This is a genomic window from Pseudomonas sp. LABIM340, assembly GCF_040017195.2.
Lineage (GTDB): Bacteria > Pseudomonadota > Gammaproteobacteria > Pseudomonadales > Pseudomonadaceae > Pseudomonas.
In genome coordinates this window covers 5,473,329-5,496,043 of sequence record NZ_CM200227.1, presented here as the reverse complement: position 1 = coordinate 5,496,043, position 22,715 = coordinate 5,473,329, and the positions used below count along the sequence as shown (strand labels likewise).

24 protein-coding genes are annotated in these 22,715 nt (G+C 67.0%); 14 read left to right on the top strand and 10 right to left on the bottom strand.

Features of this window, described 5'->3' with window-relative positions; all coding sequences use genetic code 11:
- Positions 1 to 281 precede the first annotated feature (281 nt).
- Positions 282 to 884, bottom strand: a complete 603-nt coding sequence (locus ABKS89_RS25315; RefSeq protein WP_138215920.1) for a LysE/ArgO family amino acid transporter — start codon at positions 882 to 884, stop codon at positions 282 to 284.
- Between the two features lie 3 nt (positions 885 to 887).
- A complete protein-coding gene (locus ABKS89_RS25310; protein WP_348587493.1) occupies positions 888 to 1,292 on the bottom strand; it encodes an ACT domain-containing protein in 405 nt (134 codons plus the stop codon).
- A gap of 93 nt (positions 1,293 to 1,385) precedes the next feature.
- Between ABKS89_RS25310 and ABKS89_RS25305 the strand changes: the two genes are divergently transcribed.
- Positions 1,386 to 2,291 carry a LysR family transcriptional regulator ArgP gene (locus ABKS89_RS25305; RefSeq protein ID WP_138216188.1) on the top strand — a complete coding sequence of 302 codons (906 nt, stop codon included), beginning with the start codon at positions 1,386 to 1,388 and terminating at the stop codon, positions 2,289 to 2,291.
- Here the strand turns inward: ABKS89_RS25305 and ABKS89_RS25300 are convergent.
- The gene (locus ABKS89_RS25300) at positions 2,278 to 3,339 is read right to left on the bottom strand and encodes a saccharopine dehydrogenase family protein (protein ID WP_348587491.1); all 1,062 of its coding nucleotides are present in this window, start codon (positions 3,337 to 3,339) and stop codon (positions 2,278 to 2,280) included. The two genes, ABKS89_RS25305 and ABKS89_RS25300, sit on opposite strands and share 14 nt — an antisense overlap.
- Positions 3,340 to 3,532: 193 nt before the next feature.
- Here ABKS89_RS25300 and ABKS89_RS25295 point away from each other — a divergent pair, with 193 nt between their 5' ends.
- Positions 3,533 to 4,522 carry an NAD-dependent epimerase/dehydratase family protein gene (locus tag ABKS89_RS25295; protein WP_138215923.1) on the top strand — a complete coding sequence of 330 codons (990 nt, stop codon included), beginning with the start codon at positions 3,533 to 3,535 and terminating at the stop codon, positions 4,520 to 4,522.
- Positions 4,523 to 4,693: 171 nt separating this feature from the next.
- Here ABKS89_RS25295 and ABKS89_RS25290 read toward each other — a convergent pair whose 3' ends face one another.
- Positions 4,694 to 4,978 carry a hypothetical protein gene (locus ABKS89_RS25290; RefSeq protein WP_242015414.1) on the bottom strand — a complete coding sequence of 95 codons (285 nt, stop codon included), beginning with the start codon at positions 4,976 to 4,978 and terminating at the stop codon, positions 4,694 to 4,696.
- Positions 4,979 to 5,229: 251 nt separating this feature from the next.
- On the opposite strand from ABKS89_RS25290, the gene ABKS89_RS25285 reads away from it, so the two are divergent.
- The 4 genes from ABKS89_RS25285 to ABKS89_RS25270 all read left to right on the top strand — a co-directional run bounded on the left by ABKS89_RS25285 (position 5,230) and on the right by ABKS89_RS25270 (position 9,058).
- The gene (locus ABKS89_RS25285) at positions 5,230 to 6,069 is read left to right on the top strand and encodes a kinetochore Spc7 family protein (RefSeq protein ID WP_138215925.1); all 840 of its coding nucleotides are present in this window, start codon (positions 5,230 to 5,232) and stop codon (positions 6,067 to 6,069) included.
- A gap of 191 nt (positions 6,070 to 6,260) precedes the next feature.
- Positions 6,261 to 6,488, top strand: a complete 228-nt coding sequence (feoA, locus tag ABKS89_RS25280) for a ferrous iron transporter A (protein ID WP_081516367.1) — start codon at positions 6,261 to 6,263, stop codon at positions 6,486 to 6,488.
- Between the two features lie 6 nt (positions 6,489 to 6,494).
- Positions 6,495 to 8,789: a Fe(2+) transporter permease subunit FeoB gene (gene feoB, locus ABKS89_RS25275; protein ID WP_348587489.1), complete on the top strand. Its 2,295-nt coding sequence runs from the start codon at positions 6,495 to 6,497 to the stop codon at positions 8,787 to 8,789.
- Positions 8,789 to 9,058, top strand: coding sequence for a FeoC-like transcriptional regulator (locus tag ABKS89_RS25270; RefSeq protein WP_348587487.1), 270 nt, complete (start codon positions 8,789 to 8,791; stop codon positions 9,056 to 9,058). Before feoB ends, ABKS89_RS25270 begins: the two co-directional genes overlap by 1 nt.
- Before the next feature lie 251 nt (positions 9,059 to 9,309).
- Here the strand turns inward: ABKS89_RS25270 and ABKS89_RS25265 are convergent, their stop codons facing one another.
- The 3 genes from ABKS89_RS25265 to ABKS89_RS25255 are packed head-to-tail and all read right to left on the bottom strand — an operon-like array spanning position 9,310 to position 11,929.
- Positions 9,310 to 10,359, bottom strand: coding sequence for an alkene reductase (locus ABKS89_RS25265; RefSeq protein ID WP_138215928.1), 1,050 nt, complete (start codon positions 10,357 to 10,359; stop codon positions 9,310 to 9,312).
- A gap of 30 nt (positions 10,360 to 10,389) precedes the next feature.
- Complete coding sequence (locus ABKS89_RS25260; protein WP_348587485.1) at positions 10,390 to 11,553, bottom strand: MFS transporter; 1,164 nt, start codon at positions 11,551 to 11,553, stop codon at positions 10,390 to 10,392.
- A gap of 46 nt (positions 11,554 to 11,599) precedes the next feature.
- Positions 11,600 to 11,929, bottom strand: a complete 330-nt coding sequence (locus tag ABKS89_RS25255) for an ArsR/SmtB family transcription factor (protein ID WP_138215930.1) — start codon at positions 11,927 to 11,929, stop codon at positions 11,600 to 11,602.
- Positions 11,930 to 12,058: 129 nt separating this feature from the next.
- Between ABKS89_RS25255 and ABKS89_RS25250 the strand changes: the two genes are divergently transcribed.
- Positions 12,059 to 12,652: an acyl carrier protein phosphodiesterase gene (locus ABKS89_RS25250; protein WP_348587483.1), complete on the top strand. Its 594-nt coding sequence runs from the start codon at positions 12,059 to 12,061 to the stop codon at positions 12,650 to 12,652.
- Positions 12,653 to 12,727: 75 nt separating this feature from the next.
- Entirely contained in the window at positions 12,728 to 13,588 is an 861-nt protein-coding gene (locus tag ABKS89_RS25245; protein ID WP_242015408.1) for a universal stress protein, read from the top strand.
- A gap of 161 nt (positions 13,589 to 13,749) precedes the next feature.
- On the opposite strand, the gene ABKS89_RS25240 is transcribed toward ABKS89_RS25245, so the two are convergent.
- Together ABKS89_RS25240 and olsB are read right to left on the bottom strand one after the other, a co-directional pair.
- Positions 13,750 to 14,517 (bottom strand): lysophospholipid acyltransferase family protein, encoded by a 768-nt coding sequence (locus ABKS89_RS25240; RefSeq protein ID WP_138215931.1) that lies wholly within the window; start codon positions 14,515 to 14,517, stop codon positions 13,750 to 13,752.
- Positions 14,517 to 15,272 (bottom strand): L-ornithine N(alpha)-acyltransferase, encoded by a 756-nt coding sequence (gene olsB, locus ABKS89_RS25235; RefSeq protein ID WP_138215932.1) that lies wholly within the window; start codon positions 15,270 to 15,272, stop codon positions 14,517 to 14,519. The genes ABKS89_RS25240 and olsB overlap by 1 nt, the downstream gene beginning before the upstream one ends.
- A 148-nt stretch (positions 15,273 to 15,420) precedes the next feature.
- Here olsB and ABKS89_RS25230 point away from each other — a divergent pair, with 148 nt between their 5' ends.
- The 5 genes from ABKS89_RS25230 (at position 15,421) to ABKS89_RS25210 (ending at position 19,453) form a co-directional block, all read left to right on the top strand.
- Entirely contained in the window at positions 15,421 to 16,317 is an 897-nt protein-coding gene (locus tag ABKS89_RS25230) for an acyl-CoA dehydrogenase middle domain-containing protein (RefSeq protein WP_348587481.1), read from the top strand.
- Between the two features lie 105 nt (positions 16,318 to 16,422).
- Entirely contained in the window at positions 16,423 to 17,208 is a 786-nt protein-coding gene (locus ABKS89_RS25225) for an oxygen-binding di-iron domain-containing protein (protein WP_138215934.1), read from the top strand.
- A gap of 130 nt (positions 17,209 to 17,338) precedes the next feature.
- Entirely contained in the window at positions 17,339 to 18,466 is a 1,128-nt protein-coding gene (locus ABKS89_RS25220) for a serine hydrolase domain-containing protein (protein ID WP_138215935.1), read from the top strand.
- Positions 18,463 to 18,810 (top strand): amidase, encoded by a 348-nt coding sequence (locus tag ABKS89_RS25215; RefSeq protein WP_348587480.1) that lies wholly within the window; start codon positions 18,463 to 18,465, stop codon positions 18,808 to 18,810. The genes ABKS89_RS25220 and ABKS89_RS25215 overlap by 4 nt, the downstream gene beginning before the upstream one ends.
- A gap of 43 nt (positions 18,811 to 18,853) precedes the next feature.
- Positions 18,854 to 19,453 carry a YceI family protein gene (locus ABKS89_RS25210; RefSeq protein ID WP_348587478.1) on the top strand — a complete coding sequence of 200 codons (600 nt, stop codon included), beginning with the start codon at positions 18,854 to 18,856 and terminating at the stop codon, positions 19,451 to 19,453.
- 653 nt (positions 19,454 to 20,106) lie between these two features.
- Here the strand turns inward: ABKS89_RS25210 and ABKS89_RS25205 are convergent.
- Positions 20,107 to 21,606, bottom strand: coding sequence for an MFS transporter (locus tag ABKS89_RS25205; protein WP_348587476.1), 1,500 nt, complete (start codon positions 21,604 to 21,606; stop codon positions 20,107 to 20,109).
- A 108-nt stretch (positions 21,607 to 21,714) separates the two neighbouring features.
- Between ABKS89_RS25205 and ABKS89_RS25200 the strand changes: the two genes are divergently transcribed.
- Positions 21,715 to 22,620, top strand: a complete 906-nt coding sequence (locus ABKS89_RS25200; protein WP_348587474.1) for a LysR family transcriptional regulator — start codon at positions 21,715 to 21,717, stop codon at positions 22,618 to 22,620.
- The last annotated feature ends 95 nt before the right edge of the window (positions 22,621 to 22,715 follow it).

Sequence of the window (22,715 nt, the reverse complement as noted above, 5' to 3'; positions counted from 1 at the left end):
CGCGACCGGTACACGGGGCCGGTTCGATGTTTGTCGCGGCATCCGGGCGTAGCTGCAATACGTCCCCGAAGGGACCGGCAGCGCGCCAGTTGCGTCCGGAAGGCTCAGAGCCCGCCGGCGCCGCGAAGGTCCGATCATAGCACCCGACCTGCGGCATATCCACGCAGCAACTGTAGGGGCAAAGGCCCTGCACAGCGGCTTGCGTCGGAGCGCGACGCTCACTATGCACAGACCGGGATGACGGAACGTCGTTCGAAAAGCTTCCGTCGGCGGGCCTGAGATCAGCTGGCGAACACCAGTTGCGCGGCCATGCCCAGCATCATCACCGCGACCATCAGGTCCACCAGTCGCCAGGTCGCCGGCCGCGCCAGCCACGGCGCAAGCCACGCGGCGCCGAAGGCCAGGGTGAAGAACCACAGCAGCGAGGCGCTGGCCGCACCCATGGCGTAGGCGCCGGGCGCTGTCTGCTGGGCGCCGAGTGAGCCGATCAGTAGCACGGTGTCGAGGTAGACATGGGGGTTGAGCAGGGTCACCGCCAGCGCTGCCATGAGCACAGTGCGGCGTGAGCGCGGGCCGGTTTCCTGGGCGTCGGCCATGGCTGCGGGTGCGACTGCACGACGCAGAGCCTTGAGGCCGTACCAGACCAGGAAGGTGACGCCGCCCCAGCGGGCGATGGCCAGCAGCGTCGGGTTCTCGGCGAGGACCTTGGCCAGGCCGAACACCCCGGCGCTGACCAGGATGGCGTCGCACAGCACGCACAGCGCGGCCACCGACAGGTGATGTTCGCGGCGCAGGCTCTGGGCGAGGACGAAGGCGTTCTGCGCGCCGATGGCGATGATCAGGCCGGCAGCGACCAGCATGCCATTGAGGTAGCTCTGCCACATGGTTCAGGCCCCCGGATCGAGTGCGAGTGCGCGCAGGGTTTCGAGCGCGCGCGGGCCGTCGGCGTGGGCGACGAACAGGTGGTCGTGGTACCAGGCGGCGATCACGTTGCAGCTGATCCCGGCCTTGGCCAGGGCGCCGGCCACGGCGGCGGTGAGACCGACCGCCTGCAGCGCCGAATGCACTTCCAGGGTCAGCCAGGCGGCGACATAGTCGAAGGCCAGCCCGGCCTGTTCGGCTTCGGCGCGCGGCAGGATCAGCGTCAGCCCCTCGCTTTCGCGGAAGCTGCCCAGCGGTTGCAGGCCGGCCGGGAGCTGGCCGTCGGGCAGGGTGCAGAAGACGTACTCGCCGTCGTTGAGCACCGGGGTCATGTCGCGCAGCAGCGCGGCCAGAGAGGTTTCGCCAGCCATGGTGGGCAATCCATAAAGAGTGGGAATGCTGGCGATTGTCCGGCTTTGGCCTGTATAAGAAAAACCAATACTGCTGATATCTCATTAGGGAAACTGATCATGTTCGACTACAAGCTGCTTGCCGCCCTGGCCGCCGTGGTGGAGCAGGGCGGTTTCGAGCGCGGCGCCCAGGTGCTGGGGCTGTCGCAGTCGGCCATTTCCCAGCGCATCAAGCTGCTCGAAGCACGGGTTGGCCAGCCGGTGCTGGTGCGCGCGGCGCGGCCGCAGCCGACCGATCTCGGCCAGCGCCTGCTCAACCATGTGCAGCAGGTGCGCCTGCTGGAGGGCGACCTGCAGCAGTGGGTGCCGGCACTGGATGACGGCGCGGCGCCCGAGCGCCTGCGCCTGGCGCTGAACGCTGACAGCCTGGCCACCTGGTGGGCGCACGCGGTCGGTGATTTCTGCGGCGAGCGTCACGTGCTGCTGGACCTGGTAGTCGAGGACCAGGAGGTCGGCCTCAAGCGCATGCGCGCGGGCGAGGTGGCCGGCTGTGTTTGCGCCAGTCCGCGCCCGGTGGCCGGCGGGCGCTGCGAGCCGCTGGGCGCCATGCGCTATCGCGGGCTCGCCAGCCCGGAGTTCATCGCCCGGCATTTCCCCAAAGGCGTGACGCCCGCCGGCCTCGTCCGCGCTCCGGCCATCGTCTATGGCCCGGACGACCAGCTACAGCACCGTTACCTGAAGGACCTCGGCGTCGACGGCCACTTCAGCTATCACCTGTGTCCGTCTTCAGAAGGCTTCGTGCGCATGACCAGCGGCGGCCTCGGCTGGGGCCTGGTGCCGGAGCAACAGGTGCGTGGCGAACTGGAACGCGGCGAGCTGGTGGACATGCTGCCGGGGCAGGTGATCGACGTGCCGCTTTACTGGCACCACTGGCGCAACGGCGGCGAATTGCTCGCCGCGCTGACCCGGCACCTGCTGGCGAAGGCGCCGGGGCTCATGGTGCCGATCAACCGCGAATGACGATGCTGCCGCTGCCCGGCAACTGCTCGATGCAGCGCGCGCCGAAGAGTTTCGACGGGGTGAAGTAGCCGACCGCGTTGGGGTTGGCCAGCAGGTGGCGCACCGCGAAGAGCACGCCGTGGATGGTCACGTCGTAGCCGTTGGCAGTTTCCAGCCGTGCGGTGCGGCGTTCGCCTCGGGCGTTGCGCACTTCGCCCCAGACCCAGGTGCGCAGCTTGCTGCGGGCCAGTTCGTTGGGGCCATGGACGCGCTTGTCCACTTGCTGCTTGAGCCAGCCCTGCACGCGGTCGCGGCCCAGCAGCGGGCGCAGGCTGTCCATCATCCGCATGCCGATGGCGGCGGCCGGCGGTACTGGCAGGTAGACCTCGATATCGCCGATGCCGGTGGAATAGTAGGCCGTCGCCACGTCGCCCCAGGGGATGGTTACCGCATGCTTGAGGCCTCGGCCGAAGTCGATGTCGCGGCGCTTGTAGCCCAGCGGCACGTCGCGCAGACGCCCGGCCTCGCGTACCTTGCCGCCCAGCTTGAGGCCTTCCACGGTGGTCTTGGCGGTGCCCGGCGAGAGGCCGCTGCCGCTGTCGAAGCCCAGTGCCAGGTGTGCGGCGTCGGGCATGGCTTCCTTCAGGCAGGCGGCGACGCAGTCGGTGGGGATCACGTCGAAGCCGACGCCGGGGCAGATCACCACGCCCGCCGTGCGCGCCACTTCGTCGAGGCTGTGGGCGTATTCGAAGACGGAAATCTCCCCGGTGATATCCACGTAATGCGCGCCGCTGGCGATGCACGCCTCGATCATCGGCGCGGCGGTGGCGGAGAAGGGCCCGGCGCAATTGGCGACCACGGCGACATCTTCCAGCGCGGCCAGGGCGGCGGCGCTGTCGTTCAGGTCGAACACCCGGCATTCCAGTCCCAGTGAACTGCCCAGCGCATGCAGACTGGCCGGGTTGCGACCGCCGAGGATCGGCTTCAGGCCCTCGCGCTGCGCCTGCTCGGCCACCAGCCGGCCGGTGTAGCCGTTGGCGCCGTAGATCATCCAGTGGGGCTTGCTCATGGTGTGGCCTCTTGAGAAAACTGCGTGCCTCAAAGGGTAGTCGCAACCACCCTGTGCATGTCGCCGATCGCAAGTCGTGCAACCCTGGCGCGGCAACGCGGTCTGCAAGGATTCGTTTCTGGCGTGCAAGGCCAGAGTAGTACGGTGCGGCGCCTGCTAGAGTCGCCGGACTATAAGAACGGGAGTGGCGTGCATGAAGATTCTGGTCACCGGAGCCAGCGGGTTCATTGGCGGGCGTTTTGCCCGTTTTGCCCTGGAGCAGGGGCTGGCGGTACGGGTGAACGGACGCCGCGAAGAGGCGCTGCAGCCGCTGGTGGCGCGCGGGGCCGAATTCATGGCCGGCGACCTATCGGACCCGGCGCTGGTCCGCGCGCTGTGCAGCGGCGTCGATGCCGTGGTGCATTGCGCTGGCGCGGTGGGTGTGTGGGGCAGCCAGGACTATTTCCACCAGGCCAACGTGACCATGACCGAGTCGGTGGTCGAGGCATGCCTCAAGCAGAAGGTGCGCCGGCTGGTGCACCTGTCGTCGCCGTCGATCTACTTCGATGGCCAGTCCCACGTCGGCATCACCGAGCAGCAGGTACCCAAGCGCTTCGCCAACCACTACGGCTCGACCAAGTACCAGTCCGAGCTGGTCGCCCTCGGCGCCCAGGAGTTCGGCCTGGAAGTGCTGGCGCTACGCCCGCGCTTCGTCACCGGCGCCGGCGACACGAGCATCTTCCCGCGGATGATCGCCGCGCACCGCAAGGGCCGCCTGCGCATCATCGGCCAGGGCCTGAACAAGGTCGATTTCACCAGCATCCAGAACCTCAACGACGCGCTGTTCGCCAGCCTGATGGCGGGCGACGAGGCGCTCGGCCAGGCCTACAACATCAGCAACGGCCAGCCGCTGCCGCTGTGGGACGTGGTGAACTACGTGCTGCGCCGGCTGGACATGCAGCCGGTGGAACGGCACATGCCCTATGGGCTGGCCTATAACCTGGCGCTGCTCAACGAGGGCGTGTGCAAGGTCCTGCCCGGCCGCCCGGAGCCGACCCTGCATCGACTGGGGATGGCGGTGATGGCCAAGGACTTCTCCCTGGATATCTCCCGCGCCCGCCAGTACCTCGACTACGACCCGCAGGCGAGCCTGTGGGATGCGCTGGACGAGTTCTGCGACTGGTGGCGGTTGCGCGGCGTCTGACGGTTGGCTCTACCTGTAGGAGCGGGCCATGCCCGCGATCGCGCGCATGGCGCGCTCCTACAGGATCAACTCCGCAGCGTGTAGGGCGAATAACGCGCCAGCGTTATCCGCCGTGCGGGTGCCGGCGGATAACCTGTTCGAGGTTATGCGCCCTACGCTTTCGAAGCTCGGTCAGCGTCGGGCTCCGCCACGCAGCGGGCCGGAGTACTGCTGGTCGCCACTGCCCTGCATTGGCAGGAAGCTCGGTTCCTGCACCACGCGGGGCAGCTTTACGCCGCTCAGCTCGCTCAGGCGTTCGCCCAGCTGGCGCGTTTCTTCCCGCGTTGAGTCCGCGCAGGCGCGCAGCATCCGCTCGATGGCGTCGCTCTGCTGGTACTGGATCTCCAGTGCCTGTTCTTCACGCAGACGGCGGCGCAGTTCGCGCATGCAATCCAGGATGGCCTTGTTGAGTTCGATCACCCGACTTCCTCCCCGCGAAGGGCGCCAAAGCGGCGCCAAGTACCTGGAGCGGGAGCAAGGGGCGTGCCACGATGTCGCAAAGCCACTATTGGCGGGTCGCCTGGGGAACTGCGACCGCCATCGCAGGTCTTCTGTGCGCCGACGAGGTGCGTGACGCCCTGTGATGGCACGCTGCTCTCAGAGTCATGCGAACGGATATACTGCGCCCTGCGCAGGCAACACGCCGCTTTATCCCACAGGTTCATTCCATGCGTAACGACACGTTCGACGAATTCGATGATGTGCCCCACCTTTCCACCGACGCCGCCGACCGCGACGAGTTCGGTCATCACCCGCGCCGCGTGGTCGAGCCCAACGGCCGTCCCGTGCCGCAGCCGGTGAAGCGTGGCGGCGGTACTGGCGCGCTGTGGGCGCTGGTCGCGGCCATGGCCATCGCCCTGGCCGGCGTGGGCTGGTGGAGCCACCAGCAACTGCTGCTGATGGAACAGCAACTGATCGCCACCCAGGAAAGCTTCGCCAAGATCAGCGAGGAAGCCGCCGGTCGCCTGGATGACATCCGCGGCAAGTTCGTCACCAACGAATCCAACGGCACCACCGATCGCGAGGCGCTCAAGCTGCAGGTCAAGCAGCTGCAGGGCCGCCTGGCCGAGCAGGCCAAGGCGCAGCAGACCTCCCTGTCGGAGTTCGACGGCGCCCAGGGCAAGCGCCTGGCGCAGGTCAGCGCCGACCTCAAGGCCCAGCAGGAAAGCGCCGCGCTGCTGATGCAGCAGCTCGACGTCAAGCTCAAGTCCATCACCGACGAGCAGGCCAAGTTCAAGAACGTGCAGGCTGACCTCGCCACCGCCAACCAGCAGATCCAGGGGTTGAACACCGAGATCGCCAACCTGAAGAAGCAGGGCAACCAGAGCCAGGCGATCAAGAGCCTGCAGGACGACCTGATGCTGCTGCGCGCCGAGGTCGATGGCCGCCAGGGCCAGGCCGGCAGCGATACCAAGGAGTTCGACGTGTTCCGCATCCAGGTGATGCGCAACATCAACACCCTGCAGCAGCAGATGCAGAACCTCCAGCAGCAGATCAGCACCCGCTGATTGTCCTGCCGAAGAAAAGCCCCCGCACCGACAGGTCCGGGGGCTTTTTTCTGGCCATCCCTCTTTGGGGGTAGTAACGGCAATTCTTGTCTTGAATCAGTTTCAGGGCCGGCTTCGAGGCGAATAATCGCTAACAAATGAGAGTCATTCTGATTCTCTCCTTGTTCGATCATTCGCCCCGGAGGCTTCCCATGCACGATCTTCAAGCGCAACGCCGGTACCGCATTGCCGGTTACCGGCCCGGGATCGGCGCCGCCTTCCGTCAGCGGCTGTTCTCCATGGGGCTGTTGCCGGGCGCCGAATTGCAGGTGCGCCGCGTAGCGCCGCTGGGCGATCCGGTACAGGTGGATACCCGCCAGTGCAGCCTGGTGCTGCGCCGCCGCGACCTGGCCTTCCTCCAGCTCGAAGCGCAGGACTGATCCAGCATGGACGAACTGCGCATCGGCCTGATCGGCAACCCCAACGCGGGCAAGACCACCCTGTTCAACCAGCTCACCGGTTCGCGCCAGCGCGTCGGCAACTGGGCCGGCGTCACCGTGGAGCGCAAGGAAGGCAGCTTCCGCACCGCGCGGCACAACGTGCGCCTGGTGGACCTGCCCGGCACCTACTCGCTGACCACGCTGTCGACCCAGGCCTCGCTGGACGAGCAGATCGCCCGGCGCTGCATCGTCGATGGCGAGGTGGACGTGCTGGTCAACGTGGTGGACGCCACCAACCTGGAACGCAACCTCTACCTCACCGTTCAGCTGCGCGAGATGGGCCTGCCCTGCGTGGTGGCGCTGAACATGCTCGACATCGCCCGCACTCAGGGCCTGAACATCGACCGCGAGGCGCTGGCGCGGGAGCTGGGTTGCCCGGTCGTGCCGCTGGTCTCGACCCGCGGCGAAGGCATCGACGCACTGAAGGATGCCATCGATGGCGTGACGGCCCAGCCGCCGCTGCAGGTGCCGTATCCTGCGGCACTGCGCAACGCCATCACCCAACTAATGCCCGCCGACGCACCGCCGGCCCAGGCCTGGATGGCCCTGCTGGCGCTGGAGGGCGACCTGCACAGTGCCCGCCAGCTCAAGCTCGACCCGGCGAGCCTGCTGGCCGCCCGCGACGCGATCCGCTGTGCCTGCGGCGAAGACCCGGAACTGCTGCTGGTGGACGCACGCTACCGGCTGATCGGTGAGCTCTGCGAGCGCGCCAGCAACCACCGCGAGGCCGCGCCGCACCGCCTGACCCAGATGCTCGACCGTATCGCGCTGAACCGCTGGCTGGGCATCCCGGTGTTCCTCTTCGTCATGTACCTGATGTTCTTCTTCGCCATCACCCTGGGCGGCGCGCTGCAGCCGATCTTCGACCAGGGCTCCTCGGCACTCTTCATCGACGGCATCCAGTGGCTGGGCGCCCGCAGCGGCGCGCCGGACTGGCTGACCGCGCTGCTCGCCCAGGGCCTGGGCGGCGGCATCAACGCGGTGCTGCCGCTGATCCCGCAGATCGGCCTGATGTACCTGTTCCTCGCGCTACTGGAAGACTCCGGCTACATGGCCCGCGCGGCCTTCGTCATGGACCGCCTGATGCAGGCCCTCGGCCTGCCGGGCAAGTCCTTCGTGCCGCTGATCGTCGGCTTCGGCTGCAACGTGCCGTCGATCATGGGCACCCGCACCCTGGACAACCCGCGCGAACGCCTGATGACTTCGATGATGGCGCCGTTCATGTCCTGCGGTGCGCGGCTGGCGATCTTCGCCGTGTTCGCCGCAGCCTTCTTTGGCCAGAACGGCGCGCTGGCGATCTTCTCGCTGTACCTGCTGGGGATTGTCGTCGCGGTGCTCACCGGCCTGCTGCTCAAGCACACGCTGATGCGGGGCGAGGCCTCGCCCTTCGTCATGGAGCTGCCGCTGTACCACGTGCCGCACCTGCGCAGCCTGCTGCTGCAGACCTGGATGCGCCTGCGCGCCTTCGTGGTCCGCGCGGGGACCGTGATCATCCTGGTCAGCCTGGTGATCGGCGGCCTCAACAGCGTCACCCTCGACGGCCGCCCGGTGCAGGGCGACATTGCCGACTCGGCGCTGGCCAGCCTCAGCCACAAGGTCACCCCGCTGCTCAAACCCATGGGCGTGCACGAGGACAACTGGCAGGCCACGGTCGGCCTGGTTACCGGCGCGCTGGCCAAGGAAGTGGTGGTCGGCACCCTGAATACCCTGTACACCGCCGAGCACATCCAGGGCGAAGCCTTCGATGCCGACGGCTACGACCTCTGGGGCCAGCTGAAACAGGCCGGCGCGGATACGCTGGATGGCCTGCGCGACTCGTTCAGCCTAAGCGTGCTGGCCAACCCGGTGGCCGCGAGCATGGCCGACGGCGAGATGGAGGAGGGCTCCATGGGCACCTTCGCCGCCAAGTTCGGCAGCCCCTTGGCTGCTTATGCCTACCTGGTGTTCGTGCTGCTCTACGTGCCCTGCGTGGCGACCCTCGGCGCGCTGACCCGCGAGAGCGGTCGCGGCTGGATGACCTTCTCGGTGTTCTGGGGCCTCAATGTGGCCTACTCGCTGGCGACTCTCTGCTACCAGGTCTTCAGCTTCACCCAGCATCCGCAGTACAGCGCCGTGGCTATCGGCCTGGTGCTGGCGTTCAACCTGGTGCTGTTCCTGATCCTGCGCTGGGTCGGTCGGCGCGGCCTGGAGCTGGAGGGCGAGCGTGACCTGCGCCCGGCACCGGCGGGGAGTTGCCACTGATGGCCACGGCAATCGCGGTGCGCAACCTGCTCGGCGAGATGGGGGAGGCGGACGTGCCGACCCTGGCCCAGCGCCTCGGCGCCTCGAAGGCTTTGCTCGAAGCACTGCTGGAGCGACTGCTGGCAATGGGCGTGGTGGAAAAGATCGCGCCCGAGCCGGCGGCCTGCGGGAGTTGCAAGGGCTGCGCGGAGGCGACGCGGTGTTCGACGACGGGGTATCGGTTGGCGGGGCGAACCGTGGCCGTCCCGCTGCGCTGGAGCAATGCGTAGGGCGCATAACCCGGCACGGGTTATCCGCCAGATCGGCGGATAACGCCCGAGGCGTTATGCGCCCTACAGGTGCCTCGATATCGAGCCCGGCGGCTTTTCGTAGGAGCGAGCTTGCTCGCGAACAGGCCCAGCTCCGATGTTGGGAGGTTCGCGAGCAAGCTCGCTCCTACAACTCGGCTGCGGATTTTCAGGACAACAAAAAGGGCGCCTTCGCATGAAGGCGCCCTTTTCATTGGCGCTGGTTCAAGCCGTTACAGGCGCGGGTAGTCCAGATAACCGACCGGGCCCTTGCCGTAGAAGGTTTCCGGGTGCGGCTCGTTCCAGGCGGCGCCTTTTTCCAGGCGGGTCACCAGGTCCGGGTTGGCGATGAACGGGATGCCGAAGGCCACTGCGTCAGCCTTGCCACTTTCCAGCCACTCGTTGGCGGTGTCCTTGGTGAAGCGCTCGTTGGCGATGTACACGCCACCGAAGATTTCCTTCAGCTTCGGGCCGATGCTGTCATCGCCGGCCTTCTCGCGGGTGCAGATGAACGCCACGCCGCGCTTGCCCAGCTCGCGGGCTACGTAGCCGAAGGTGGCCAGCGGGTCGGCATCGCCCATGTCGTGGGAGTCCATGCGCGGTGCCAGGTGCACGCCGACGCGGCCGGCACCCCAGACGCCGATTACGGCATCGGTGACTTCCAGCAGCAGGCGCGCGCGGTTCTCCACCGAGCCGCCGTACTGGTCGGTGCGCTGGTTGGTGCTGCTCTGCAGGAACTGGTCGAGCAGGTAACCGTTGGCGCCGTGCACTTCCACGCCATCGAAACCGGCGGCCTTGGCGTTCTCGGCACCGACGCGGTAGGCCTCGACGATGTCGGCGATCTCTTCGGTTTCCAGCGCGCGCGGGGTGACGAATTCCTTCATCGGACGCACCAGGCTGACGTGGCCGGCCGGCTTGAGGGCGCTCGGCGCTACCGGCAGTTCACCGTTCAGGTACAGCGGGTCGGAGACGCGGCCCACGTGCCACAGCTGCAGCATGATGCGGCCGCCGTTGGCGTGTACGGCCTTGGTGATGTTGGTCCAGCCGCGGACCTGGTCGTCGGACCAGATGCCGGGGGTGTCCGGGTAGCCCACGCCCATCGGGGTCACCGAGGTGGCCTCGCTGAGGATCAGGCCGGCGTCGGCGCGCTGGACGTAGTACTCGGCCATCAGCGCGTTGGGCACGCGGCCTTCGTCGGCGCGGCAGCGGGTCAGCGGGGCCATGACGATGCGGTTGGGCAGTTCCAGGTCACCGATGACGATGGGGTCGAAAAGCGTGGTCATTGCGTTACTCCGGGGCGTGAGGGTGGAGGATCAGTCGAGGACGGGTTGGGTCTGGTTGGGCTTGCCGCTGAAGGCGATCATCACTGCGATCAGCGCGAGTACGGAGAGCACGGCGCCGGCCAGGGGCACGCGGGTCAGGCCCAGGCCGTGGTCGATGACGCTGCCGCCGACCCAGGCGCCGATGGCGTTGCCGACGTTGAAGGCGCCGATGTTGAGGGTGGCGACGAGGTTCGGCGCGGCGCCGCCGACGCGCACCACGTTGACCTGCAGGGCGGGCACCGCGGCGAAGGCAGCGGCGGCCCAGATGAACAGGGTGATTTCGGCCGGGATCAGCGAGGCGCTGGTCCAGCTCAGGACGGTGGAAACCACTGCCATGGTGGCGAACACGCCGGCCAGGGTGGTGCCAAGGCGCCAGTCGGCGAGGCGGCCGCCGAGGATGTTGCCCAGGGTCAGGCCGAGGCCGATCAGCACCAGGCTCCAGGTGATGCCGCGCGGCGAGACCCGGGTGACTTCGCCCAGCAGCGGCGCGACGTAGGTGAACAGCGCGAAGACGGCAGCGGAGAACAGCACGGTGGTGCCCAGCGCCAGCCACAGCGGACCGTTGCGCAGCGCGGCGACTTCCTTGCGCATGTCCACCGCTTCTTCATCGTGTTTCTTCGGCAGCACGCTCCACAGGCCGATCAGCGCGAACACCCCGATCAGGGTCACCGCCCAGAAGGGCGAGCGCCAGCCGGCGATCTGGCCCAGCGCGGTGCCAGCCGGTACGCCGAGCACGTTGGCCAGGGTCAGGCCGGTGAACATCAGGGCCACGGCGGACGCCTTGCGGTTGGCCGGCACCAGGCTGGCGGCGACCACCGAGCCGATGCCGAAGAAGGCGCCGTGACACAGGGCGGTAATGATCCGCGCCAGCATCAGCAGGCCGTAGTTGGCGGCCACCGCGCAGAGCAGGTTACCGAGGATGAAGATGCCCATGAGCATCAGCAGGGCGGTCTTGCGCGGCAGGCGGGCGGTGAGCAGGGCCATGATCGGCGCGCCGATGGCGACGCTGAAGGCGTAGCCGCTGACCAGCCAGCCGGCGGCGGGAATGGTCACGGAGAGGTCGCCCGCAACCTCGGGCAGCAGGCCCATGATCACGAATTCCGTGGTGCCGATGGCAAACGCGGACAAAGCGAGGACGAGAAGCGAAGTGGGCATTTGCCTGCTCCTGGAGAGTGGGATTGTCTTGGCTGGCAGTAGCCGGTTACAGCGCTTCGCTCAGGTGGCGAACAAAGGCCTGGATGGTCTCTTCATTGCGTTTGAAGAAGTTCCACTGGCCGACTTTTCGGCTGGTCACCAGGCCCGCGCGCTGGAGGGTGGCCAGATGCGCGGATACGGTGGATTGCGACAGACCGGTGCGCTGGTCGAACTTGCCGGCGCAGACGCCGATCTCGAAGGACTGGTGCTCCTGCTCGACGAAGAACTGCTCAGGGTCCTTGAGCCAGTGCAGCATGTCGCGCCGCACCGGGTGGGCCAGGGCCTTGAAGATTTCTTCGAGGTCGATGTCAGGATCGAGATGGGTTTGTTCAGTCATGGGGCACATCGGTATATCGCGTTGGGACGAACTATATATCGGTCAAAAACGATATGAATTCGTTTGGGGCGATAGTAATGATCGACACCCGTGATAGTAGCCGCTGACCCCCCGCGCTACTCTCTGCCCATGAACTACCTCGCGCACCTCCACCTGGGCGGCGACCGGCCCGCCCAACTGCTCGGCAGCCTCTATGGCGACTTCGTCAAGGGACCGCTGGCCGGCCAGTGGCCCGCCGAGATCGAGGCGGGCATCCGTCTGCACCGGCGCATCGATGCCTTCACCGACAGTCATGCCTTGATACACAGTGCCAAGACGCGCTTCCCCAGCGAGCGCCGGCGCATGGCCGGCGTGCTTCTGGACGTGTTCTTCGATCATTGCCTGGCCCGCGACTGGGGGCGTTTCTCCGGCGAGCCGCTGGAGCACTTCACCCAACGGGTCTACGGTGTACTGGGCCGTACGCCCGGCCTGCCGGAGCGTCTGGCGCGCATTGCACCGCGCATGGCCGCGCAGGACTGGCTCGGCAGTTATCGGCAGTTCGAAGTGCTGCAGGACGTGGTCGCCGGGATGTCCCGGCGCCTGTCCAGGCCGTCTCTGCTGGATGGCGCCTGGGATGAGCTGGATCGCCTGTATGAGCCTTTGAGCAGCGATTTCCGTGAGTTCTATCCCCAATTGCAGGCCTTCGTCAGAAATCTGCCGAATACGATGGACGGTCCGGTCTGACTTGATATGCGTCAACCGCCCGACGGCCCATAGCGTGTGCAATAGACACATCTGAAGGACGACGAGAGGAGCAGCATGATGAAGTCGTTAATGGTCGCAACGGATCTGTCCGGCCGTTCCGAAAAGGCTTTGCACCGTGCGGCAGCGCTGGCCAAGCGCTACGCCTGTCCCTGGACCGTGCTCTACGTGGTCGACGAAGACCAGCCTTCGGCGCTGGTCGAGCAGGAAGTCACCCAGGTGCGCCTGATGCTCGAAGCGCGGCTGGTGGAACTCACCGAACTGGGCGGCACCTGCCCGAAACTGCTGGTGGAGCGCGGCGATCCGAATCAGCAGATCCTCGCCGCGGCGAAGAAGCAGAGCTGCGAAATGCTGGTGATGGGCGCGCACCGCAAGAGCGTGCTGCGCGACATCTTCGTCGGCACCACGGTCGAGCGAGTGCTGCGCGCCGGGCAACTGCCTGTGCTGGTGGTGAATCAGCCGGCTGGCGGCCAGTACCGCGACCTGTTGATCGCCCTCGATACCTCGCCGGCCTCGGCCCACGCGGTGGAAGTGGCCGATGAACTGGGCCTGCTCGAAGGCGCCGTGCGCCGGGGCGTCTACGCCTTCAGCCCGCTGGCCAAGGGCATGATGCAGTACTCCGGAGTGAGCGAGGAGCGCATCGACGAATTCGTCGGCAGCGAATCGCGCCAGGCGGTGGACGAGCTGAAGAAGTTCCTCCACGACCAGCACCTGGAAGAACGCATCGATGAACAACTGGTGGCCGTCGGGCTGCCGGGCAACGTGTTGCAGCGGATGGTCGACAAGCATCGGCCCGATCTGCTGGTCATGGGTACTCGGGGTATGGGCGGAATCAAGCGTGCCCTGATCGGCAGTGTTGCCGACTACGCTCTGCGCGAACTGGATTGTGACATCCTGGTCGTGCCGCCGGAGGCTTGAGCCTCCGGCGCCTGGAGACTGTTTTCAGGTTGCGTCGGGTGGCTCGAGGGTGCCGCCCGGCGCAGTTTGAAAGCCGTTTCGTCAGAGTGGGAACCCGTCGGCCGTAGGTTACGGCGGGCTCCAAACCTTCTTCGCTTTCCCTGCCGTCTTACTGGCAGAACTCAGGCCGCGATGGCCGACTCTTCCTGAGCCTCACACACCACCGCGTGGATCGCAGCATGCGCCTGCCTGGCCAGCAGATTGCGGTCCTGGTGGGCGCTGGACAGCGCCGGCAGCAGGTGGACTTCCACCACCCCCCGATCATTGTCGAACAGGCGCTTCAGGTGACTGACCAGATCGTCGTCACCGATGAATGGCGCCAGCTCGCACGCCTGGCCGTTGCGGCGGTAGCGCAGCGCCACCGGTTGCACCGGCACGCTGGCTTCGATGGCGCTGGCCATCAGGCGGCCGTGGAAGGTGCGCAGGCCCGTGCCGTCGGTGGTGGTGCCTTCGGGGAAGACCAGCAGCGAACGGCCGCGCGCCAGGTGCGTGGCCAGCTGCGCGTTGATCATCCGCGCATCGCCGGAGCCACGGCGAATGAACAGCGTGCCGGCTTTCTCCGCCAGCCAGCCGGCCAGCGGCCACTGGCGCACTTCGGCCTTGGACAGGAAGGTCAGCGGCAGCAGCCCGCCCAGCAGCGGAATATCGACCCACGACACATGGTTGGAAACCCACAGCATCGGCTGCGCGGGCAACTCGCCGTGTACCTGCAGTTCGAAGGGCAGGGCGGCGGACAGGCGCGCCAGGAACCAGCGCGTCAGGCGCTGGCGCAGGGGCATCCGGTCGCCGGGCAGGCGCTCCAGCAGGCTGACGAAGCTGGCCAGCGTGAGACCCACCAACAGCAGTGACAGCAGGCGGGCGACGCGCAGCCAGGCGCGCAGGCTGCGCATCAGACCGCGGCCTTGAAGTGGCGGGCGTAGCGCGGGCAGAGCTCGTCGCGCTTGAGCAGGATGAACACGTCGGCAACGCCGAAGTCCGGGTCCCAGCAGGGCTCGCCGCAGATCTTCGCGCCCAGGCGCATGTAAGCCTTGAGTAGCGGCGGCAGTTCGGCGGTGAGGTTGTCCGGCACGTCCATCGGTGGCAGCGGGGTCTTCGGCTCGGCGCGCAGGTTCTGCTGGCACAGGTAGCGGTCGCGCAGGCGCTGCATCACCGCGCGGGCCTGGATGCCGCCGTCGCGCATGGGGATGCTGGCGCAGCCCATCAGGTAGCGGTAGCCGCCTTCGTTGAGCACTTCGGCCAGTTCGCTCCAGAGCACGGCGATGGTGCCACCGTTGCGGTAGTCCGGGTCGACGCAGGTGCGGCCGATTTCCAGCACCGGGCCCTGCAGGTTGTCCAGGCCGTCGAGGGCGAATTCCTCTTCGCTGTAGAAGCGGCCCAGGCGTTGCGCGGCGCGGTGGTCGAGCAGGCGGGTGGTGGCCACCAGCGCGCCGGTGTTGAGGTCGCGCACGCCGATGTGGGCGCAGTGGCGGTCGTAGTCGTCCATGTCCAGGCCCAGGTCCGCGCCCTTGAGCTGGGCATCGAATTCGCTGCTGAACACGCGGTAACGCAGGGCCTGGGCTTCGCGCAGGGCGCGGGCGCCGCGCAGACGCACGGCCTTGAGACGGCGTTCTGCCGGGGTGTCACAGGAGAGGGCGATCTGACTCATGCGAGTGCCTCCGTGAACCGGCCATGCGGGTTGCGGCCGGTCGGCTTTGTTGTGCAAGCTCAGGCTAGGAATGACCGGTGTCACGCCCATGACGGTGCGGTGATGCTTGTATGACAAGAACAACGACCTCGAAGGAAGGAGCGCCGCGATGCCTTGGAAATGCCTGCTCGGCCCGCAGGACCGGTTACCGCCCGGCCTGACCCTGGACGACTGGTACGCCGAATTGCTCACCCGCGCAGAGTGCGCCGGCAGCTTCGAACTGGCAGTGCTCGGCGGCCGTCTGGCGACCTCGCCGGGGCTGGCCTTCCTCGCCGGCTACCAGGCAGCGCTGCGCGCACTCTGGCCGGCTGCCCCGCGCAGCCTCGGCGCCCTATGCGTGACCGAGAAGAAGAGCGTGCGCCCCGCCGACCTGCAGACCCGTCTCGAAGGCCTGGTGCTGCATGGTCGCAAGGACTTCGCCACCGCCGCCGACAGCGCCGCCTGGTGGCTGGTCGCCGCGCGTGACGAGGAGGAGGGCGAGCCGCCGCGCATCGCCATGACCGTGGTGCAGGCCGGCGCCCCCGGCGCGAAGCTCGAAGCTCTGCCGGCCCTGCCGCTGATGCCGGACATCCCCCACGCTCGCTTGCTGCTCGACGGCGCCCATTGCGAGCGCCTGCCCGGTGATGGCTGGGAGGCCTATAGCAAACCTTTCCGCACCCTGGAAGACACCCATGTGCTGGCAGCAGTCTGCGCCTGGCTCTATGGCCTGGCCGTGGAGCACCAGTGGCCGGCTGAGCTGAGCCTGCGCCTCACCGGCGTGCTCGCCGGTTGCGCCGAAGTCAGCCGGCAGCCCGCTTCGCAGCCGGAAACCCACCTGCTGCTGGCCGGCGTGTTCAGCCAGTTCGAAAGCCTCGCCGCGGCACTGGATGCCGCATTCGCCACCGGCGCTGCGGAGCTGGCGGCGGTGTGGAAGCGGGACAAGGGAGTACTCGCCATTGCCGGCTCTGCACGGGCCAAACGCCTGGAGAAAGCGAGGGTGGCAATAGGCCTTGACCCACGTCAGTGAGGGCTCGGGGAGGGGACGTTAGCCTTACAGAAGTTTCTGAGATACCTAGAAATTTCCGCAGGGCTACCCACTGTTTTCCCTCCCACTGCTTTAGGAAATCCCCTCATGCGACGCGAACCCATCGTGCTGTTCGATGACGGTAAGCACCAATGCCTGTGTTTCGACGATCTGGTCAGCGGCGACGGTGTGCAATCCAACCAGTTCCTCATCGTCGACCACGACAAGCGCCTGTTGCTCGATCCGGGCGGCGACCTGACCTACACCCCGTTGTCGCTGGAACTCTCCAAGTTGTTCCCGCTGCAGGACCTGGACTACATCTTCGCCTCGCACCAGGACCCGGACATCATCGCCGCGCTGGACAAATGGCTGCTGCACACCCGCGCCAAGGTCATCTGCTCAAAGCTCTGGGCGCGCTTCCTGCCGCACCTCACGGCCAGCTACCTGGCGGTCAGCCACGGCATCTCCACCTATGATCGCGTCATCCCGCTGCCGGACCGTGGTGAATCGGTGCAGCTGGGCCGCTGCCAGCTGAAGATGATCCCCGCGCACTTCCTCCACTCGGTGGGCAACTTCCAGGTCTACGACCCGATCAGCAAGATCCTCTTCTCCGGCGACATGGGCGCCTCCCTGGTGGACGACGCCAGCCCGGTGCAGGACTTCGCCGCCCACGTACCGCACATGGAAGGCTTCCACCGCCGCTACATGGCCTCGAACAAGGTTGGTCGGCTGTGGGCCAACATGGTTCGCGGCCTGGACATCGAGATGATCGTTCCGCAACACGGCCGGCCCTTCGTGGGCAAACCGATGATCACGGCATTCCTCGACTGGATCGCCGATCTGCAATGCGGCATGGACCTCATGGGGCCGGACGACTACCAGATTCCTCGCTGACACGCTCTTGTTAACAAGTACGGCGCTGACCGATTGCGCCAATCGTCCTTGATTACGGCACGATCGGCGCTTAATCCGTCATCTTCACCGTGCTAGGGTGCGGGCCGACCTGATAACAAGAGGCCCGCCGATGCCCTTTGCCCCCTTCCGCCCAGCGCTGCGCGCGCTGGCGCTGGCCACCTGCCTGCTGAGCAGCCACGCCCACGGTAGCGAAACCTGGCCCGAGGCCGACTGGCCCCACGGCGCCACGCCCAGCGGCGCCGCCGTGCAGGAGTTCGAGAACTACGCCTTCCCCACCCGCGACGACGGCACCCGCAAGGGCGTGCGCACCGACGCCGTGGTGGTGATCCGCGATGGCCAGCTGATCTACGAGCGCTACGCCGGCCCGACCCGCGCCGAGACACCGCATCTGGCCTGGTCGATGAGCAAAAGCGTGATGGCCAGCGTCCTCGGCGTGGCCTTCGGCGAGGGCAAGTTCCAGCTCGACGACCCGGTCGCCAAGCATTACCCGGCCTTCGCCGATCACCCCGACATCAAGATGCGCGACCTGCTGCACTGGGCTTCGGGCCTGGCCTGGCAGGAAGAGTACGAGTACGCGCCGGTGCGCTCCTCGGTGGTGGCGATGCTCTACACCCGTGGCCGCGACGACATGGCGAAATTCACCGCCGGCTTCCCCGCCGACGCCGAGCCGGGCAAGCGCTTCCGCTACTCCAGCGGCGACAGCAACGTGCTCTCCGCCACGCTCAAGCAGATGGTCGGCAAGGACTACGCCAACTACCCCTGGACCGCGCTGTTCGAGCCGCTGGGCATCCAGTCCGCCGTCTGGGAGCGTGACGCCAGCGGCACCTTCGTCGGCTCCTCCTACGCTTACATGACCGCCCGCGACCTCGCGCGCATCGGCCTGCTGATGGAACGTGACGGACGCTGGAAGGATCGTCAGTTGCTGCCGCAGGACTGGCTGAAGTTCGTCCTCGCGCCGTTCCCCGAGTACCAGCCCGATCCCAAGAAGCCCAATGAGGCGGTGCCTGGCGGCCAGTGGTGGCTCAACCGCCCGGTGGCCGGTGCGCCCGCGCCCTGGCCGGATGCGCCCGAGGACACCTTCGCCGCCCTCGGCCACTGGGGCCAGGCGCTGTACGTGATCCCCGAACAGAAGCTGGTGATCGTCCGCTACGCCGACGACCGTGACGGCAGCTACCAGCACGACACCTTCCTCAAGCTTGCCCAGGCGGCCTTCGCCCATGGGGAGGTGCAGCCATGATCCGCCGCCATCCGATCCTCACCGCTCTGGTCCTGCTGCTGCTCGCGCTGGTGACCACGGCCTGGCAGAACCGCGTCCACCTCGCCGCCTTCCCCGGCATCATCGGCGCGTACACCGCTAAGGAGTACTGCTCCTGCCGCTACGTTATGGGGAACTCGGCGGACTATTGTCAGGCCTATACCAAGCAGTACGTGCCGACCAGCGCCTTCCTCGACGACGAAGCGCGCAAGCGGGTGACCGCCCGTGGCCTGGGCAGTACGCAGACAGCCGCCTGGCTCAGTGCGCGCGAGGGATGCCAGCTGACGCCCCAGGCGGACGATTTGCCCGAATCGGGCAGCCACTGACGGGCGCGTTCCACGGAGCGGGGCGACCCGCTTCGGAGGATCAATGCATTCTTTTGTAACAGGAGCGGTGTGTGCGTTGCTCGTGCTGACGAGCCCCTTTGCCCTGGCCGAATGGCAACTGGACGGCGACACCTCGCGGATCAGCTTCGTCTCGGTCAAGCGCGGCAAGATGGCGGAGGTGCAGCGCTTTGACCGCCTCTCCGGGCAGATCGACGACAAGGGCGCGGTGCGCGTGGTTGTGCCGCTGGAGTCCATCGACAGCGGCCTGGCGCTGCGCGACGAGCGCATGCGCAATGCCTTCTTCGAGATCGAGCGCTTCCCCGAGGCGATCATCAGCAGCCAGCTGGACCTCAGCCGTTACGAGGACCTGCAGGTCGGCCAGTCGCGCCAGGAAACCATCGACTTCAACCTCGACCTGCACGGCCAGCAGCGCCGGCTCAAGTCCGAGGTGCTGGTCAGCCGCCCCAGCGAGAGCCGCATCGAAGTGACGACCATGGAGCCACTGGTGCTCAAGCTGATCGACTTCGACCTGGAAGAGAAGCTGGAGCCGCTCAAGGAAGTCGCCAACGTCCCTTCGATTACCCCTGAGGTGCCGGTGTTTGCGGTGCTGGGGTTCAGCCAGGTGATCAAGCAGGCGCCGTGACACGCGCACAATGACCCTGTAGGAGCGGGCCATGCCCGCGATCCGCCGGCAGGGCCGGCGCTTTCTTTTGCTCCTGGTGTTTCAGGTCTGCTGCGTTGGCTTGGGTATTCCAGCGCCGCGTCGGCGTGTGCGGATGTATTGGGTTTCGCCCCCTCGGGCGACCTTCTTTGGCAAACGACCCAAAGAAGGCAAAGGTCTTGCCCCGGACATCCGGTTTTTCGCTTGGGGCGAAAAATTCCCTCGTTGAATCGAAGTTTCAGGGGCCCGCCGCGAAGGGCCATCCCTGGCCCATCGCGGCTCTCGCGACATCCATGTCGCTCAACCCCTGAAACTCCGCTTCAACGAGGCCTCCTGAACGGGGCGTTCGGAGTGCGCTGAGGTTTATCTGGAAGTCTTCAAGAACCAGAACCAGAGCCAGAACCAGAGCCATGCCGAGATGTATGGCTCTTCGTAGGACCGAGGGGGGCGCCTAGCCCTTGCTCGCGAACCGCAGGGCACAGCATCAACCGCAAAAAACAGCCGGCCTCAAGCCCGCACCGCAATCGCCGGCACATCGGTCTGGAAGCGAAACCCCGAGCCCACACTGCAACTGGAAGCGCCGATGATCACGAAGGTGAGCAGCAGGAAGGTTTTCATGGCGACTCTCCTCTCATTCAGGATTGGACAGCCTCCAGTCTAGGCCGCGCCGCCCGATGCGCGCCGAAGGTCAGGAAACTCCCCGTCGCGAACAACCAGGCAGCGATCCCGCCGTAGCCGAGCACCCAGCCGAATCCCTGCACCAGTGCCGCACGGGCGCGCTCCGGATCGTCCGCACCCATCCGGCCGCTGGCGATGCTGGCCGCCAGTTGCAGCTTCTCGCCACTCTCTACGCCATGAAGCGCGGCCGCGACGCCGGAGAGCAGGATCAGCCCCATCACCGCGATATTGATCGCCAGGGAAATCATCCGTGCGCTCATGTCGATGCCCGAGGCCATGCCGGCGCGGGTGGCGGGTACGGCGGCGGTGGAGGTGTTGGTCACCGTGGTGTTGGTCAGCCCCAGGCCGATGCCGGCCAGCACGCAGCCGGGCAGCAGGGTCAGCCAGCTGGCGTGGTCCACGGCGCTGCCCCAGAGCATCAGGAAGAAGCCGGCGCCGATCACGAACATGCCGCCGGGGATCACCCAGCCCGGCTGGAAGCGATGCGCCAGACGCTCGGCGATCGGCGGCACCACCAGCGTCGGCAGGGTGTAGGCGAGCAGCGACCAGCCGGCCTTCACGTCGTCGTAGCCGAGTACGCCGTGGTAGTAGACCGGCAGGTAGATCATCAGCGGCCAGAAGCTCACGTTCATCCCTGCCGAGGCGAACATCGCGCCGGAGAAGGCGCGGATGCGCAGTACCGAGAAGTCGAACATGGGGTGGGCGACGCGGCGCTCGATCAGGACGAAGGCGATCAGGCAGGCGAAGCTGAGCAGCAGGATCGCCAGCGCGGCCGGGCTGGCGAAGCCCATGTCCGCGCCCTGGGTGATGTAGAACACCATGCCCAGCACCGCCAGCGACAGCGTGAGCATGCCGCCGATATCCAGCCGCTCGGCGTCCGGATCGCGCGATTCCACCGCGCCGTACTGCGCCAGCGCCAGGGTGAGCAGGGCGAGTGGCCCGTGCACCAGGAACACCCATTGCCAGCTGGCCAGGGCGACGATGGCGCTGCCGACGATCGGCCCGAAGCCCAGGCCGATGCCGAACACCACGCCCCAGGCGGCGAAGGCACGCACGCGCTCGGCCGGGTCGCTGAACTGGCTGGTCAGCACGGCCACCTGACAGATCAGCATGACCCCGCCGGCGGCGCCCTGCAGGAAGCGCCCGGCGATCATGGTCGGCATGTCGCCCGCCAGCCCGCAGAGCAGCGAGGTGAGGCCGAACAGTGCCAGACTGATGACGAACAGGCGCTTGCGGCCGAAGCGGTCGGCCAGGGTGCCGGCGGCCATCAGGACGCTGGTGACGGCGATGGTGTAGGCATTCATTACCCATTGCAGGTCCTGGAAGTCGCCGTGCAGCACGCGCTCCAGGGCCGGCAGGCTGGCCGGCACGCTGGAGATTTCCAGGCCGAACATCATCGAGGACAGGCACACCGCCGCCAGGGCGATGAGGTTTCTGGGGTTGTGGTGGGCAGTCATGGGAGTGGGCTCCGGAGTACGAGCCGCTATTGTCGAAAAGAACAGGGTTCCCCATTGGCTCCATTTGGTCCCATCATTGGGTCTTTTCAGGATTCAAAGGGGCGCGCGATGGATGACCGACTCGATGGCATCGCCACCTTCGTCCAGGTGGTCGATGCCGGCAGCTTCGCCCTCGCGGCGGAGCGCCTGAACCTCACGCGTTCGGCGGTGGGCAAGGCCATCGCCCGGCTGGAGGCACGCCTGGGCGTGCGCCTGCTGCAACGCACCACGCGCAGCCAGAACCTCACCGACGACGGCCAGGTGTTCTACGACAGCTGCGTGCGCGCGTTGGCCGAGCTGGACGCCGCGCACACCGCGCTGGAAGGCGGGCGGATGGAGCCGCGTGGGCGCTTGCGGGTCAGCGTGCCGATCTCCTTCGGCCACCTCTGCGTGGTACCGCTGATGCTGGCGCTGGCGCGGCAGTATCCGTCGCTGAAGATCGACCTGTCGTTCACCGACCGCCGCGTCGACCTGGTGGAAGAGGGCTTCGATCTCGCCGTGCGCATCGGCCCGCTGAATGACAGCGCCACCCTCGCCGCGCGCAAGCTGGGCGTGCAATACACCAGCATCGGCGCGGCGCCCTCGTATATCGCCGAACACGGCAGGCCCGAGGCGCTGGACGATCTCGCCGGCCACGCGGCCATCAGCTATTCGGTTGCCGGTGTCACCTCGCCCTGGGACCTGCGCGAGGACGACGGCCAGGCGAAACGTATCGACATCGACCCGCAGCTGAGCATGGACGACCTGCAAGCCATCACTGCTGCCGCCGTGGCCGGCTTCGGCCTGGCGCGTCTGCCGTCCTGGCTGCTGGCGCGGCACGTGAAGCTCGGCGAGTTGGTGACGGTTACGGGGCGCTGCAACCTGCCGCCGCTGGAGATCCATGCGGTGTGGCCGAAGACCCGCTACATGCCGTCGAAGATCCGTTGCGCCATCGATGCGCTGGTGGCCGGGATTCCCGCGTTGCTGGCCGACTGAACCATTGGCGCCCACGCCTGCCCAATGGGCTCGCCGGTCGGCCGGTTTGCAAGGCGACGGCGGGCCGCTATCGTTGGCCGTTGATCCATCCGTTT

Excerpts from the sequence above, each read along its gene's own strand:
- olsB (WP_138215932.1), bottom strand. The coding sequence starts at position 15,272 with ATGAGTCAGATCGCCCTCTCCTGTGACACCCCGGCAGAACGCCGTCTC.
- ABKS89_RS25300 (WP_348587491.1), bottom strand. The coding sequence starts at position 3,339 with ATGAGCAAGCCCCACTGGATGATCTACGGCGCCAACGGCTACACCGGC.
- ABKS89_RS25265 (WP_138215928.1), bottom strand. The coding sequence starts at position 10,359 with ATGACCACGCTTTTCGACCCCATCGTCATCGGTGACCTGGAACTGCCC.
- ABKS89_RS25220 (WP_138215935.1), top strand. The coding sequence starts at position 17,339 with ATGCCCTTTGCCCCCTTCCGCCCAGCGCTGCGCGCGCTGGCGCTGGCC.
- ABKS89_RS25230 (WP_348587481.1), top strand. The coding sequence starts at position 15,421 with ATGCCTTGGAAATGCCTGCTCGGCCCGCAGGACCGGTTACCGCCCGGC.
- ABKS89_RS25225 (WP_138215934.1), top strand. The coding sequence starts at position 16,423 with ATGCGACGCGAACCCATCGTGCTGTTCGATGACGGTAAGCACCAATGC.
- feoA (WP_081516367.1), top strand. The coding sequence starts at position 6,261 with ATGCACGATCTTCAAGCGCAACGCCGGTACCGCATTGCCGGTTACCGG.
- ABKS89_RS25260 (WP_348587485.1), bottom strand. The coding sequence starts at position 11,553 with ATGCCCACTTCGCTTCTCGTCCTCGCTTTGTCCGCGTTTGCCATCGGC.
- ABKS89_RS25270 (WP_348587487.1), top strand. The coding sequence starts at position 8,789 with ATGGCCACGGCAATCGCGGTGCGCAACCTGCTCGGCGAGATGGGGGAG.
- ABKS89_RS25295 (WP_138215923.1), top strand. The coding sequence starts at position 3,533 with ATGAAGATTCTGGTCACCGGAGCCAGCGGGTTCATTGGCGGGCGTTTT.
- ABKS89_RS25285 (WP_138215925.1), top strand. The coding sequence starts at position 5,230 with ATGCGTAACGACACGTTCGACGAATTCGATGATGTGCCCCACCTTTCC.
- feoB (WP_348587489.1), top strand. The coding sequence starts at position 6,495 with ATGGACGAACTGCGCATCGGCCTGATCGGCAACCCCAACGCGGGCAAG.
- ABKS89_RS25240 (WP_138215931.1), bottom strand. The coding sequence starts at position 14,517 with ATGCGCAGCCTGCGCGCCTGGCTGCGCGTCGCCCGCCTGCTGTCACTG.
- ABKS89_RS25315 (WP_138215920.1), bottom strand. The coding sequence starts at position 884 with ATGTGGCAGAGCTACCTCAATGGCATGCTGGTCGCTGCCGGCCTGATC.
- ABKS89_RS25310 (WP_348587493.1), bottom strand. The coding sequence starts at position 1,292 with ATGGCTGGCGAAACCTCTCTGGCCGCGCTGCTGCGCGACATGACCCCG.
- ABKS89_RS25245 (WP_242015408.1), top strand. The coding sequence starts at position 12,728 with ATGATGAAGTCGTTAATGGTCGCAACGGATCTGTCCGGCCGTTCCGAA.
- ABKS89_RS25250 (WP_348587483.1), top strand. The coding sequence starts at position 12,059 with ATGAACTACCTCGCGCACCTCCACCTGGGCGGCGACCGGCCCGCCCAA.
- ABKS89_RS25205 (WP_348587476.1), bottom strand. The coding sequence starts at position 21,606 with ATGACTGCCCACCACAACCCCAGAAACCTCATCGCCCTGGCGGCGGTG.
- ABKS89_RS25255 (WP_138215930.1), bottom strand. The coding sequence starts at position 11,929 with ATGACTGAACAAACCCATCTCGATCCTGACATCGACCTCGAAGAAATC.
- ABKS89_RS25215 (WP_348587480.1), top strand. The coding sequence starts at position 18,463 with ATGATCCGCCGCCATCCGATCCTCACCGCTCTGGTCCTGCTGCTGCTC.
- ABKS89_RS25200 (WP_348587474.1), top strand. The coding sequence starts at position 21,715 with ATGGATGACCGACTCGATGGCATCGCCACCTTCGTCCAGGTGGTCGAT.
- ABKS89_RS25210 (WP_348587478.1), top strand. The coding sequence starts at position 18,854 with ATGCATTCTTTTGTAACAGGAGCGGTGTGTGCGTTGCTCGTGCTGACG.